The organism is Candidatus Acidiferrales bacterium (assembly GCA_036514995.1).
In the GTDB taxonomy this organism is placed as follows: Bacteria; Acidobacteriota; Terriglobia; order Acidiferrales; family DATBWB01; genus DATBWB01.
Window position 1 is genome coordinate 1 of sequence record DATBWB010000109.1, and the last position, 13,917, is coordinate 13,917.

The following is a 13,917-nucleotide window of genomic DNA, read 5'->3' on the forward strand; positions in this document are numbered from 1 at the left end:
CGCCTTCCAGAACGTTCCAGCTTGGTTCATTCCAAACTTCAGGCTCAACCGCTCGTTGATGAGATTTGCCAGCCGGTACAAGTCCCGATCCGGCGTCTGCGAAAGGGCAATGGGCGGGTCGAGGATGACAGCCACCGAATCATCGGTTGCATACGCTGTCAGGGCTAGTTGTCCAATTCCTGATGCGTGAAGCGTCAACCCGCCCAAGAGTTGCTGCCCAATGCCCTTGCTCGCACTCAGAAAGGCGGTTCTGTAGTACGAATTGATCGCCGCTCCGTCGTCGCTGTACTGGTTCCCGTCCAGCCGATAGACCTTGCCATTTCTAGCATTGTTCCCCAAGAAAAGCTGCGAGACTTGCGGCGAGAGCCGCTCCACCAGTGCCAGCGAATTCGCGGCAATGTCCCAGATCGTCCATTTCCGACCCGCGCCAGCCGTGCCTTCAAGATTCGATTCGTCGCCCCCAAATCCCTCCGTGTAATCGAGCACAAAGACCACGGTGGGCTTCGTGGCTGTTCCTGTGGGCGCAGCGATGTAGATGCGCTTCGCCTGCACATCCACTTCCACCCAAAGTAGATGCCCCACATCCCAATTGATCGTGTCCCAGGTCGGCTGAATCTCTTGGGAAATCTTCTGCGGTCGGCTGCCTTCAAAGAGATAGACCCCGGCACGCCCAGCAATCACCGCCCATTCCTCGCCCACCGCCACGCCATGAATCGAGGGCGTCCCTACCTTGTTGTCCACTTCCTCGATAGTCCACTTGGACGGCGGGTTGATCCCGTCATCTTGCGTGACGTAGAGCGACCGTTCCTTGAGGACGTAGAGCAAGCTCCGTAGGCGGAAACAAGCTGTCACTCGCTGGCCGTTGTTCTCGGCTACTTGAAAGAAACCGGTGTCCCCGAAGAACGTCTCCGGGTCGTCCACCTCGGAAGCCCGCACAATCGAAGGAAATGCCGCCTCGCCCCAGAAGAACACCCTCCGGTTGTAGTCAATCACTCCAGCCATGTTCGGCAGGACGATCTTCCGAGCGTAGGAGTCCACATTGGTTCCTGCCGCCAGAGCGTTCTCGGTGAAGTCAACCGTCAGGCTTGTGGTCGTATTGTCGTTGATGATGAACGTGGAAAGGTAGTAGTAGCTCGCTCCGCCCGCCAGCGTGAACGCCAGGATGCGCTTCGTGACTTCTGAATCGGGTGAAACGGGAATGTTGGTGACGCTGGCCTTCTTTGACCCCGCTGCCGTCCAGGAAACCGTTGGCCCAGGCTTCGTGATGTAGCCTGAGCGAGTCTGGTACATCACTTCGACGCTATGTACCCCGGCGCAGACGGTCCCCGTTGTGGCCGAATCGGCCACGGTGGGGGCAGACGTAGGCGCCGGAACCGAAACTTTGTCCAAATTCGTGTCATCGAAATGCCGCGGTTGAATCTGCCCCGTCTTGCCGTCCGAGAATGCCATGTACTCCCGGCTGTAGATCGTGGTCGAGTGCATGTAGCGCGAGGCACCGAGGACCGTGCTGATCAGGCTGAGCACTCCTGCGCTGCTCTCTTTGTAGAGCTCGCCCGCCCCGGTAAAGACCAATAGCCGCTGTGTCCCATCGAGCTTCACATAGCTTTTGAGGCCGTTCACGGTCGGATTCCCGCCAATCACTGGAAACGGGACAGACAGCCCTTCCCGTTGCGCCAGCCCGGATGGACTAAACTTCACGTTTCTGCAATCAGGACTCGCCCCGACAGGCAAATCCGCTGAGGAAAGCAGCGTATTCAGACCGCCGAAACGGTCGATTATGATTGGCTCAAACGTCTCAAGAGACATTCTCTAAACCTTAATGCGCCGTCCGGCGTTTGGCCTGTAGTGCCGGTTTCCCCATGCGCGGGCAGGCGATTTGAAAGGCAGGATTCGCAGCCTTGCCCTGATTGTCGCCCCTCTAATGCGGCGCAAGCCGGATTTTCGATCTTCTCTTTTCGGGTTTCGATCTTTAGAGCAGCTTAAAGATCGCGTAAAACCTTACCGTATCGCCCGTCACGCCCGCCGGGTATGCCGCCGCAGCAAGCTGTGTGAGCGCAATCACGCCGGCTGTGGCGTTGGTCGGCTCCTGCCCGCGCACCAACACAAAACTGTTAGCGATGCCGCTGCCAATGTTCACCTCGTAGATAAAGCCAGCCTGACCGCTCACCCGAACGACCAATGGTGCCCGGCTCGCTGGTACAAGACCAGCAAAGCTGAGCGTGTCCCCGCCCGTCGCATAGCTCCCCGAGAAAGCCAACGTGCCGATAACGTGCAGCCGCTTCCCATCATCCCATTTGTCACTAACTGTGACCGCAATTGCCATTGCTTGCTCCTTTCAGACCTGTTTTCCGAGCCCCCTATGGGCGTAGGAAGATATCTCGCCAGGAGATCCGCACAAGGCGGGGAAGCGAACTGGCCAAGACTCATTCCCTTCCGTTGATTCCGTGCCCTACCTGTCGCCGAAGGGTCGCGGCCTGCGAGTGATGTACTGGCTAGCATGGAGCATTCGGCGAATCAGCGTGTCCAGCCGATCGCTGCCCTCCAAGTAGTAGTCCGCAGCTAGTTGCGCCATCCCGCGCATCCGTGCCGCCTGGGCAGCGGTCAAGAAGGCCAGGATTGGCTCGCCCCCGGTCACCCGCAGTACGTCAGTTGGCGCCAGCAGCTCCGCCGGGACTTGCTCGTAGCGGATCTCCACCTGGCGGTTCTCGGTCGCCCCCACCACATAGATCACATTGCCGCGCCATTCCCATTCGCCGAGTGTCTTGCCCGGATCTCGAGCTGGCAGCCGATCCACCTTCGTCATGTCGGTCCATTGCTCGGCTGCGTCCTTCCGTTCCCGCAAGATCAGCGGCTGCCACATGTCAGCCGGATAGCCGGTCTGCGTGGAAAGGTCGATCGGCGGAGTTGCCGCCGCCCCATAGCTCACCGTTGCCACCGCTTCGTTGAAGCTGAGCATGTGCGAGGCAATTTCGTCGATCACTTTGCGGTACGCGAGCATGGCGAATGGCTGCAGCGCATCGTCCGTAAAAACACGCGCTTCAGCATCGTTCAGCAACGACCTGGCATGACTCAAGGCCTGTGCGAACACCTCAGCCACGATTCCTCCCTGGGCGCGCCACGCTCTCCCCTTTCCTTGGCTCCGATTCTTCTGCTTGAGAATCTAGTGCCACCCTCGGCCCGCTCGTCAGTCGGTAGGTTTGTGCTCTCGCTTCGTCCAGAATGGCACCACAGTGTCGGCACACTGCCACGCCAACGCGAATCTCACCGCCGCAGGCCGGACACCCCATGTGGCCAGTCTCATGGCCGCTCGCCTTCATCCATTCCGGAGGTTCTGAAATGCCCCCCACCTTCAGCAACTCTCTTGCTGCATCGCGTTGTCGATCGTTGATCATGCGGTACTGCTTGTATCGGGTCCAACTGTCAGCCGCTTCCGAGTAGATCTCTCGATACCATGCCAATCGTCTCTCTCGCGCTGCCTCAACTTCCTCCTCGGTCGGTACCTCTTGGGAACTGACGAAAACCCCGTGTTCCTTCCACGTTTCAGCCAGATCTCTCGCGATCTCCTCACCTGTGATCCTCATGGGTTCATATCGGCCATCGCCGTAATCCTTCATGGAGCGTCGATCCTCAATCGCCATGGAGGAATATTCTCTCGACGCAGGACATCCGGGCACTTCGAAATATCCAAAATCAAACTGCTTCCCCACCGGGTAGGGGCTGATATTCACCACCACCGCTTTACCCATACTTTTCTCCCACCATCTCTGGCTTCAATGCCTAGAACGGATGTGACCGAACTCCGGCCCTTTCGCAAAAGCCAACTGAGGAATGGCGCCTGCTGCCACCGTAGCCGATGAACGGTCCCGGAAAAGCCTGTCGGGCATCCTGGAGAACATCATCGGCAAAACTCTCCCAGCGTTGAAGCCGTCGCTGAACTCGCTGCTCGACCAGCTCACTTCGTTGCTGGGCTCCGAGCCTCCTGCTTGCTGCCGTCCGGTGAAGAATGGCGTCACAGATTGTCGGAGTAAGTGATCCCTGAAATCGGAAAATCTCCTCGTAATCGCCCGCCTGCGGGTAGGGCCCGAGGGTTTCCACGACAACCCCACCCACCCACTCCCGGAATCGCCTGGCCCAATTCTCGGGCGAGCCGTAGTATTCTGGCGGTTGCCAGGCTTCGATGACCCATCCAACAAACGGCACGTATCGCGGCACCCTTCGCGTCGCGATGACGGAACGGATCCATCGCCCATCCTTAGCAAAGTCATTCCACCGGCCACCCTGCCATTCCATTCGTGCTTCTGACCAAACGATACGAAAGTTGGGCCCGGCAAACCGATTTCGCCCCCCTGTTTCGGCCAATCGCTTTTCGAGCTCCCTGGGGGCTCGTCGGTTCCACTCGTGCAGAATCTGACTCATGTTCAAAAAGGAAAATGGTGAGTGGCGAACCGGGTTTAGGACCCCATCCGCCAATCACCATTCACGTATCAACGGCTTCCGCTAGTATCCAGCCGGTGCTGCTAGGTTGGTCACTGAACTCACCGCTGCCGGGGCATCCACAAAGAACTGGACCATGGTCGCGTAGTAAAATAGATACGATGCAGCCAGTCCGCCCGATGCGCCATACACCGGGAAGACCGTCTGCCCGCCCAGTTCGTAGAAGTCGATCGGCTTGGCTTCAGCCCGACCCCAGGCTTCCAAGTTGATGAAGTCCACCCGCGAGGGGTCAGCATGGATGTTTTCAATCACCGGGAATCCGGCAATGCGCGCGTTTCCGAAGAGCAGGTCAACATCCTCGTTCCCTCCGCCCTTCTCGATCTCGGAGATCACGATAGCCAGCTCCTCGTAGGCCGCTTTTTGGGCTGGGTGGAGGTGCACCCGCAACTTCCCGAGTACGTTCGAGCCCACTCGCTGTCGGATTTTGTTGATTGCCAGGCGCAATGGCGGGAGAGTCATCATGGCCCCGCCGGCGTTCACCGCGTTCGCCCTTACCTCGGGCGTGGTTGCCCGGTTGAACCCCAACCAGGTTCCGGTGGCCGCGTCTGAATGGTGATAGGGAATCCCGTAGAGAAACGTCGGGCTTGCCCCGCTGACTCCGTCCACAGCCACCAGGTCGTTCGCCGCCGTGCCTCCCGGCACGAAAGCCAGTGTGATGGTTCCCGCATTGTAGTCAATGGCCGTGATGTTCGAGCCCCCTCGGTTGGTGGTCAGCGTGGGATCGTAGATCTGAACTACTTGGTCAAACCGCAGAAGTCGGTTCTTGAACGGCGTTGCCGCAAGGGTCAGCACCGATCCCGACACCGATTGCACCGTCCCCAGCACTCCGTTTCCTGCTGTTTGCAACCAGCAGTCCAGGTGAGTTCGGAACTCTCTCATCGCATTGACCACTTCCCGCTTCGTCGCGTCCTCAACGGCTTTCTCGCTTGCGTTTGTTGCGAACTCGACGAGCTTGGTTACTTCCACCGCAAAGCGCAATCCAATCGGCGTCAAGGTCGCCACGTCGTAGGTCGTGCCCGATCCCCGGCCCAGGTCGCCGCCATCGAAGCTGGCAAACCCCGGCCGCCCCCCTGGACGGATCTGCAGTGGAACGCGCATCGTGCGGGATGACACTTTCTCCACATCCCGCTTTTGGATCATCGAGAAAAAGGTGTCGTCGCGCTCGTAAAGCAACGGGAGCTTCTCCCGCACCTTTTCGAGCTGCAGCGCCACCGTCTGCGTGTTGCTCAGCGCCATTTCTGGTCTTCTCCTTTGCCCGTTTTGCTTCTCTCATCCCACCCTCGCATCACGGGTCACTGATCACACCTGCCAGCTCCGATAGCATCGGTACCCGTTGGCAGGGATCACAAATTCAAAATATCCATATCGGTCATTTTGCGGTAGTTGACTCGAGGAAAGACGCGACCTTTCGGCGATTCCCCTCCGCCGCCAACTTCAGCTCGCGTCGCGGTGTTCCGCCGCTTCGTTTCCCTGCTTTGCTCCTCGTTTAACACCTGTTGTGTCCACTCTGACAAAACGCGGCGAGCGATTTCCGGCACCGCCTGCCGGGCTCGACCGACGAACAACTCGACAACCTGTCTTCGGTGCCCTTCGCCTCGGTTTCCCATTCGCACCGCTGCAGCCATTCGTCCCATGAAGAGCGTGTCCGCGCTCAATGTCTCGCGGAGCCCTTCGTAAATCTCCTGTACCGCTGCCTGCTTTTGCTTGGGGCTGAAATGCCCCGCTCCTACTAACTGCTCGATCCGTTCCCGAATCGTGGATTCGCAGGCTTGGTCACAGGCTCCGAAGAAACGCATGAACTCCTCGCGCCTTAACTCGCGCTCCCGACGTTCCAACTCCTCCTCGCGTCGGCGAAGATTTCCCCTGACAATTCGATTCTCGCTGCTGGTATTGACAGCCGGTGGCTTGTCGGGCCCCCCAACACGATCCCTGATCATTTCGACCGCTTTCAAGAGCTCTTGATCGTTGCTTCCGTACGCTCGGCTGCCTATCTCCTCCAGAAATTCGTCTGCCCAGGCGCGGTTGACCTGTTCGAACGAACTCCCGCCCTCAGTCTTGAGCTTGGCTACAAACTTCGCTGCGTCTTCAGGATCTTGGCTGTAGAATAGCTGGTCAAGTAACACAAGATGCTCGGCTTGCTCGCGGGCAAACTCGGCCGATTCTGATGTTGGAAACACCTTTCGAAAACTGCGCTCTGCGGCCACAATCGCTGCCAGGTCTGCTCCGCGGGGGTGATCGGCGATCAATGATTGAAGCCATTCGGGTCCCTCCACCGCCTCAGCCTCGTCACTAGCTTTCGACTCTGTCCTTGGCTTCTCGCCCTCTCCAGCCGCACCCGATGCTTCCCACCCTGCCGTCTTTGTGGCTGGGCTCTTCTCCGAGGCCGCCTCGCCTTCGCTTCTCCTTTCCGGCTCTCCGCCGACAGCGCTGCACATCGGATCTTGTCTTACCTCGTCATTAGCCGCATCGCTGAGGAGATCAATGTCGGCCGGCCTGTTGCTCCCAGCCTTCGCCTCTCCCACCCCTCCTGCATCATTTGCTGAGGTCACCGGCCTCATCCTTTTGCCTGTGGCTTCTCTCATCTCGCACATCCTGCAATACAAAGGGCCCCTTCCGGGGCCCCTCGTGGCTGCAGTCCGCTCCCCTTTTATCCGGTAACTGAAACTGCAAATCGCAGATGCGGGTCGCTACCTTCCCGCTTCCTGGCCTTGCTGTACTCTCTCACTCCCTGCTTGCGCTCCGGCAATCCTCTGGTGCAGCCTCCCGTGAGCAATCACATTCGCGTATCCACCCGGATTCGTGGATCGCGCTTCAATCCCCGCGTCCGAAACCGCCCATTCGCGGCAGACGGCTATGTGCACCTTGTGATCGTCAGCAAATTCGTCGGGCAGAATGGTCGGCATTATTTCTCCACTCTTCCCATCCATTAGCGGGGCCGCTGGCAACAAGGCTTTGATTTCGCGAAACTGCTTCGAACGATTTCCCTCTTCCGGCACAATGATTTGCGTCAATCCGATCGCATTCTTGATAAAGTTGGCGTTGTCAGGGTGTTCAAGAATTTCGGCGATCTTCGGGTCATTCGACCCTAGCAACTGCAACACCGTCGCCCGAATGTCTTGCCACAGCACCGGAAAATCTTCGTCGCTCTCCGGATATGCACTCACACTTCCTCGTAAGTCTCCCAGCCGGATGAACTTCGACTCAAAATCTTTCGTTTTCCCGATGACCGCGATTTCCACATCTTCCGTTCGGTTCTTTTGAAACGTTTCCACTGCCAGCAACATCAGTGCCGCGTGAAAGTACTTCACTTGTCGCCAATAGAGGCCAATCCTGCCCATCGCTTGATTTCGGGATAGGGCGTACCCTGTCGCCGTTGTGTTCGAATCGAGTTCGCCGCCATAAAGCGAGGGAAACGCTCCCGTAAGGAATTCTCCCAGATTCCTCAGCTCCTGCCCGTGCGCGTAAACAGATTGGTCCAGAGACGGAAATCTCGGTTGCCAGATCGAATCGCTGATGGCTCGCCCCGCCTTCACCTTGACCGGGTAGAGCGACCCTGGCGCCATCCGCCGGCCTTCCATCGCTTTTACGTTCAACACTTCCGCGTCAGCCAGGATGGGCGGGGCTGAGTTGTACTCTATCCATTCCATCTTGAGGTTTTCGATCGTGTTGAATCGCTTTTGTACTGACACCAGTGAACCCCCGATCGGCTCGGTGTACATCCCGGCCCCCGGCACGGCATGGCACAGTCGCCAGCAGTCATCCATCGACTCGTTCCGTGCGTCCAGAAAGGTGTCGCCCGCAAATGCCACATGGCAGCCATCAGGATACAACCCCAGCAGTTCCTCGCGTGTCGTCACGTCGTCCACCGCCCAAAAAGCCCACGGTCTGAGCCAGCATCGTTTGTAGGTGATGAGATTCGTATCCGCTTGGCTTCCCCCGCCACCTCGCCTATTTGCAATGGACAGCCGTGCGCTCCGCTCGTAGACATCCTCGCCACTTTGCCCCACCGCCGTACCGATCTTCGCCGCCTTTTCTGGATACGCCGCTCGCAAACTTGCCCGATGCTTCTCCACTGCCCAGATCAAGTACCCTGCGTCGTGCATCCCATAAGCGTAGGGTGGCAGCTTCAATTCCAGCGCCCCGACGATGTCGATCACTTCCTGGCCGTTGGCCACCTCACGGAAGCCCGTTACTGTCGGAATGGTGGTTGTTTCGGCTGGCCGAAACCGTTCCCGCGTTAGCTTCTCCCCGCAATATTTGCACATCCCGAGGAAGGACTCTTCCTCCGTCAGGTTCACACACTTTGGACATTCATATCCCGCCTTCGAGAGCTTGATCTCGACTGCTCCCAGAATCGGCAAACGCCGCTTGCCAAAGCGCGGGTCGGTCACATACCGCACGTATCCCCCAAACATTCCCTGCGTCCACAGCAGATACGCCTCGCGGATCGCGAGCAGTGGAAGTTGGTTATTCCGTTCAACCAGTTGGGCGATCTCCAGCGCCGCCCTCGCCGTCGCGATGTCCGATTCGGATTGCGCCGAAACCGGAAAAAACCGTACCGATGGAATTCGTTGGCTCAACACCGCAATGATCGACAGCCCGAATGCCTGGAAGATGTTCGTCACCGAATCGTGCCGCGGCCTGTCATCACCACCAATTTGCCCGGAAAATTCTCCGGGCGAGTGCCACGCCCAATCTCGTTCCGACCAGTAGATGTGTTGTAATCCTTTCCAGAACTCCTCGGCCTCCCGGAAACGCCGCACAAAGTGACGTCGCACCTGGTCGGATTCCATCTCATATTCCCGAACCAGCTCCGCCAGCGCCCTTTGTATCTTTTCGCTCGGCTCACTTGCCGGCGCGTAGGTCACCCCGAGGTCGTGTGGCGAAGAGGCCTCCGCCACTTGCCCCCCCATGTTTTCGAATGGAGTCAATGCGTTCACTGCCAGATCTTCTCCCCCTCTCCTCAGGGTATCAATGCCTCCGCCCGGAGTGCCGTCCACCGGGGCATATCTAGTTGCTCGCCAGCTTCTCTTTGGCCAGGGCGGCCATCTCCTCCTGCAGCAACTTTTGTTCCTCCGCCTCAAGCCGCCGCAGGTAGTCCTCCATCGTCTGCCGTGTCTTCACCGGCTTGCCCTGGGCGGAGTCGAAGGGTCGCTGCTCATAAATCGGCTCATTCCCTGTCGCCCGCAAAAGCTGATCGAAAAGCCGCTGATTGGTAAGGCGCAACTCTTCCACTCGCCGCTCCAAGAAACCCACATAGGGAAAAACTTTTCCAAGCCAGCTCATTTATCTCCCGATACACGAATAGGCGATGACGTAAGCGCTGGCGGCAACCGGCGTGCCCTGGTAGGTAATCACCACGTTTGTCGCCGAGGGCACCGTCTTCAACTGCACGAAAGTCCCCGTGCCGTCAACCATGCTTGCCTGGCAGATTGGTGCGTTCGTCCAGGTGCCATCCTTGAAAGTCAGCGTGACAGTCGGGTTAGCCGCTGGAGTGCCAGCGGCGGTGACGGTGAACTGGGTAGCTTGGTCGGTGCCCGTGACAGCCGTCACCGTTGCGCCGGTGCCCCAATTGGCATGTAAGGCGAAGTCCCCGGCAACAAGCGCCGTACCGTTGGCGGCCTTGAGTCTCTTGACCGTGGTATCTCCCTTGACGAAGGACTGCCCGGTACTGTGCGGCGGATAAAGCGTGATTGCCGTGCTCGTACCGGCGTCGGAGAGAATATCCGCAATCGTGTCGGCGGTGGGCTCGTATCGGTTCCAGCCTACCGTGGTATAGAGGGCGTTTGCGGTTGTCGTAATATGCTTCGCTGGAGTTGCTCCACGCGAAAAGAGATTGCTGTGGATGTGCGTGTGCTCTGCAAAATTGACTCGCACACCATGTATCCCGGCAGCCACGGGCTGAATCGTATTGAACGCGATTTCAACGTTCGTTCCTGGATTCGTCACGGTGCCGTCCACATCAATACCCGCCCCGTTGGAGCCGGTGAACGAGACGGTTCCTTCCATCTCGTTGTTCAGAATGCGGACACTTTTCGGGGCATCGCCGAGCTTGATGAACCCGCCTGTGTTTGTGATGCTATTGCCCTCGATAAGCAACATGAGAGAGCCCGGAACGAAGGACACATCCACGCCAGCATTCGCGCCTGTAATCGTGTTGTTCAAGATGCGTACCGTGTCTCCGGCGCGTTGAAGCTGGATACCATTCTTGATAACAGATTCCTGAATAGTCGAGACAAAAAGTCCATCTGCTAGAGTAGGATTCGTCGAGACAATCCCGCGACCGCCGAAATTTCCCCACTGATAGACCTGAGAAATAAGTAGCCGGGACAGAGCTTGGCTGGTTGTATCTATGTTGATGACGTGCCGGGCGGGAGTGCCAGACTGACTCTGCACGGAAAAGCGCCACAGAAACATGCCGTCGTGCCCGTTAGCATCTCCGGTGAGCCGGATTACATCGGTCGAGGCCCCCACGGTGCTCTTGACCAAAAGAACAGAGCCAAAATTGAGTGTCCCACCCAAACTGCCGATGAACGCAATTGGCTTGGGAATCAGCAAACATTCGCTGCCCGCACCGCTGATGAGGTAGTCTCCTTTGGGCAAATAGACCGTACCGCTGATTGGCGCGGCGTTGATTGCCGCCTGAATCGCTGCCGTGTCATCAGTTACCCCGTCTCCCTTCGCTCCGAAATCCTTGACGGAGATAAAGCCGCGATATGCCGAGCTTCCGCCCCGTAAGTCAACAATCGGGATATTGTTCGGATTGGTGAAGGCGTCCGTGCCGGCATAGCTGGACGGGATAATCACCGCGCCCGTTGCGCCTGCATCCGTAATCGCTGCTTGGATATTAGCAAACTGGTCGGCAAAGCGGATGGTGTTGAGCGCCTTGACCAACACGGGATTCGAGAACGTCACATTCCCACTGAAAGTCATCGCCGATTGAACTGATTGGGCCGACGTGGTGCTCTGAAACACCGGATTCGGAAAACTGATCCCAATGGTCGTTTGCTGAAGCGTTCCCACATCTACGCTCGCGCCCGTTATGTACCAGTTTTGACTCCAGAGCCGGTTCGAGTTCGAGTCATAAAGTGTCGCGACGTAGTATTCCGTGGGTGTCAGGTTGGCGTTGTCCTGGACCGAGCATGCTCCGCTCATAGCCCCCGCCCCATCAAGCGAGCAGACAACCGTGTTATTCACCACCTGCTGTGGGCTCGTCTTCGTCACCGCCGGCACTCTCAGCCGCAGCAGCAACCGTCCGTTTGCCACCGCGCTTCCATCCGCATTCCTGAAACTGCCGGTGAGCGTCGTGGCTAATACCTGATTCCCCATGCCTATCACGACCAAAAGACCGAAAATCGAAACTCGAAAAACGAAACTCGGCACTCGTCCTGCATGGGTGATCCAGTTTCGACTTTCGATTCTCGATTTTCGAGTTTCCACTCTGGTTGCTGGTCGCTGGCTTGCCCCAATCCCGCCGGGGCGGGACGAAGTGTCACTGGTCGCTTCTGTTCTCATCTCCACCTCACCGGTCTCGCCGCTCGCTGCTCATGGGCCTCAAACTTCCTCATGCGCATCGCCACCACCGTCGGATCCTCTGCTCCGGCGATGAACTCCGCTGCTCGGAGCGAGTACGGCTTCTCTGCCTCCCGCTGATGGGCACTCTTCAACCCGTACCGCAGCGCATCGTAGGCGTGGTCCTCGCCGTCCGAATCTACGTCCTCAACTTTCACGGTATCGTAAACTAACTGCGGCAGGGTTCGGATGAGGTTCGTGCAATTCTCAAAGATTTGCAGCCCCCGGCCTGACTCGGCACCCGGCACTCGGCACCCGACGCGCAGCATTTCATGCACTAGCTGTTTTCCACCTAGCCGATCGTTATCTGCCGGCTGAACAGAGAAATGCTCAGCAAATTGCTCCGAGATAGATTGCTCGACAGCGCCGCTCTTTTGCCAGCACGCTGGATCGAGATAGCAGGTCTCGATCTGCTCGCCACCGTCCATTTCCTTGACCCGTTTGGCGAACTCACTCACCAGCATCCCCGTCTTGTAAAGTTCGCGGTAAACATAGGTTCGGCCTTTCGGCTCGCGGCAGAACCAAAGGCAACATGCCGGCTGGGTGTATCCCCAGTCAATCGCTCTCCACCTCGGCCACCATGCTCCGAGACTCGGCACCCGGTACTCGCCACTCGGCACAACATGAATCTCTTTCCGAAACTCCGTGAACACCTGCCCCTCAAACAGATCCCAATCGCCTTCGAGCAGCGCACGTCGCACCGCTGGCGGCAAACTCGCAAGGCGGTTCAAGTAGCCAGGATCGTTTTCGACTAGGTATGGATTGTCGCGCACCTTCGCAGGAATGAAATCGTAATCCCTCGCCCTTTCCCCAGCTTCTTGCTCCTCCGGGTTCAACTGCTTCTCGATCCATAGCCTTTTCACCCAGGCGTGGCCCCGGTTGCCTGGGTTCGTCCCTGCAAACATATTGGGGAAGACCCCTTTGATCACCGACCGGCACCGCGACTTGAGATACCGCCACTGGTATTCGGTGAAGTGCGTCAACTCGTCAAACCCGATGAAGCCATACTCAGCCGATTGGAACCGGATCACGTCCACATCGCATTCCGAGAATCCAAACTCAAGCACCGACCCATTCGGAAACGTCATGATGTGCTTCGCCGTATTGTACTGATAGATTTCTCGCGGTATCTTTTCGAGCGCCCGTTGAATCAGCGAACGCTCAAGCTCGGGAAAAGTTCGCCGCAGGACCAATCCTCGTATGCCAGCATGTTCCAGGCATTGCATCACCGCTTCAAACAGGATGGCTTCCGATTTTCCGCCTCCCGCCGCTCCACCATAGAGCCGATACGGTGCCCTGCTTGCATGGAAACGCCCCTGTTTCGCTGTGGCATGGTAGCCTAGCTCAATCGCTCTCTTGCCCCGCAGCAGCACGTGCCTCGTCCCGCTTCGGCCTCGGCGCCCGGACGACCACATAGAACCCCGACCCGCCCAAGCCCTGGCCTTCACCGCCGTACTTCCGCTGCATCGCATCCCAGTATCGAAAGTCCTTGCGTGCCTTTTCGATCCCGATCTTGTCCAGGATCCACACCAGACCGCCGCTGCCTTCCTGCCATTCCCTCTGGAACCATCGGGAAAAAGCTCCCGCTCCTTTCCAGAGCCGCCAGTTGCTCGGATGCACTCCCGCTGCCCTCGCCGTTGCTGCAATCGTCGTGGGAACGTCCGGGTCGAGCGCTGCCTCCAAAAAGGCCTGCATCGCTCGTGTCGGATAGAACTTCTTGCGCCTCGCCCGCGTTCCCGCCGCCTTCCGGTCGCTTTGCTCTCTCTTTGTCCTCAATCCCCCTCCCAGGACTTTCCGCCACCCGATTCAGCCGGCCGCACCACATCCTCCTCCGTGCTTGGCTGGTGTCCG

The 13,917-nt window shown here is 58.2% G+C and carries 11 protein-coding genes; all 11 read right to left on the reverse strand.

The features are described 5' to 3' along the window. Positions 1-1,620, reverse strand: a 1,620-nt coding sequence (locus VIH17_07715) for a hypothetical protein (protein ID HEY4683119.1), incomplete at its 3' end; no start/stop codon positions are given. A gap of 349 nt (positions 1,621-1,969) precedes the next feature. Further along, positions 1,970-2,323: a hypothetical protein gene (locus tag VIH17_07720; protein ID HEY4683120.1), complete on the reverse strand. Its 354-nt coding sequence runs from the start codon at positions 2,321-2,323 to the stop codon at positions 1,970-1,972. A 126-nt stretch (positions 2,324-2,449) separates the two neighbouring features. Next, positions 2,450-3,097, reverse strand: coding sequence for a hypothetical protein (locus VIH17_07725; protein ID HEY4683121.1), 648 nt, complete (start codon positions 3,095-3,097; stop codon positions 2,450-2,452). Next, the gene (locus VIH17_07730; GenBank protein HEY4683122.1) at positions 3,090-3,746 is read right to left on the reverse strand and encodes a hypothetical protein; all 657 of its coding nucleotides are present in this window, start codon (positions 3,744-3,746) and stop codon (positions 3,090-3,092) included. The genes VIH17_07725 and VIH17_07730 overlap by 8 nt, the downstream gene beginning before the upstream one ends. Positions 3,747-4,497: 751 nt before the next feature. Further along, positions 4,498-5,730, reverse strand: a complete 1,233-nt coding sequence (locus tag VIH17_07735; protein HEY4683123.1) for a hypothetical protein — start codon at positions 5,728-5,730, stop codon at positions 4,498-4,500. A 107-nt stretch (positions 5,731-5,837) separates the two neighbouring features. Then, positions 5,838-6,671, reverse strand: a complete 834-nt coding sequence (locus VIH17_07740; protein ID HEY4683124.1) for a hypothetical protein — start codon at positions 6,669-6,671, stop codon at positions 5,838-5,840. A gap of 510 nt (positions 6,672-7,181) precedes the next feature. Next, positions 7,182-9,434 (reverse strand): hypothetical protein, encoded by a 2,253-nt coding sequence (locus VIH17_07745; GenBank protein ID HEY4683125.1) that lies wholly within the window; start codon positions 9,432-9,434, stop codon positions 7,182-7,184. Positions 9,435-9,504: 70 nt separating this feature from the next. Then, positions 9,505-9,780 carry a hypothetical protein gene (locus tag VIH17_07750; GenBank protein HEY4683126.1) on the reverse strand — a complete coding sequence of 92 codons (276 nt, stop codon included), beginning with the start codon at positions 9,778-9,780 and terminating at the stop codon, positions 9,505-9,507. Then, positions 9,781-12,009: a glycosyl hydrolase family 28-related protein gene (locus VIH17_07755; GenBank protein ID HEY4683127.1), complete on the reverse strand. Its 2,229-nt coding sequence runs from the start codon at positions 12,007-12,009 to the stop codon at positions 9,781-9,783. It abuts the gene before it with no gap. Beyond that, positions 12,006-13,439 carry a phage terminase large subunit gene (locus tag VIH17_07760; protein ID HEY4683128.1) on the reverse strand — a complete coding sequence of 478 codons (1,434 nt, stop codon included), beginning with the start codon at positions 13,437-13,439 and terminating at the stop codon, positions 12,006-12,008. The genes VIH17_07755 and VIH17_07760 overlap by 4 nt, the downstream gene beginning before the upstream one ends. Then, a complete protein-coding gene (locus tag VIH17_07765; protein ID HEY4683129.1) occupies positions 13,411-13,842 on the reverse strand; it encodes a hypothetical protein in 432 nt (143 codons plus the stop codon). The genes VIH17_07760 and VIH17_07765 overlap by 29 nt, the downstream gene beginning before the upstream one ends. Positions 13,843-13,917: the final 75 nt, after the last annotated feature.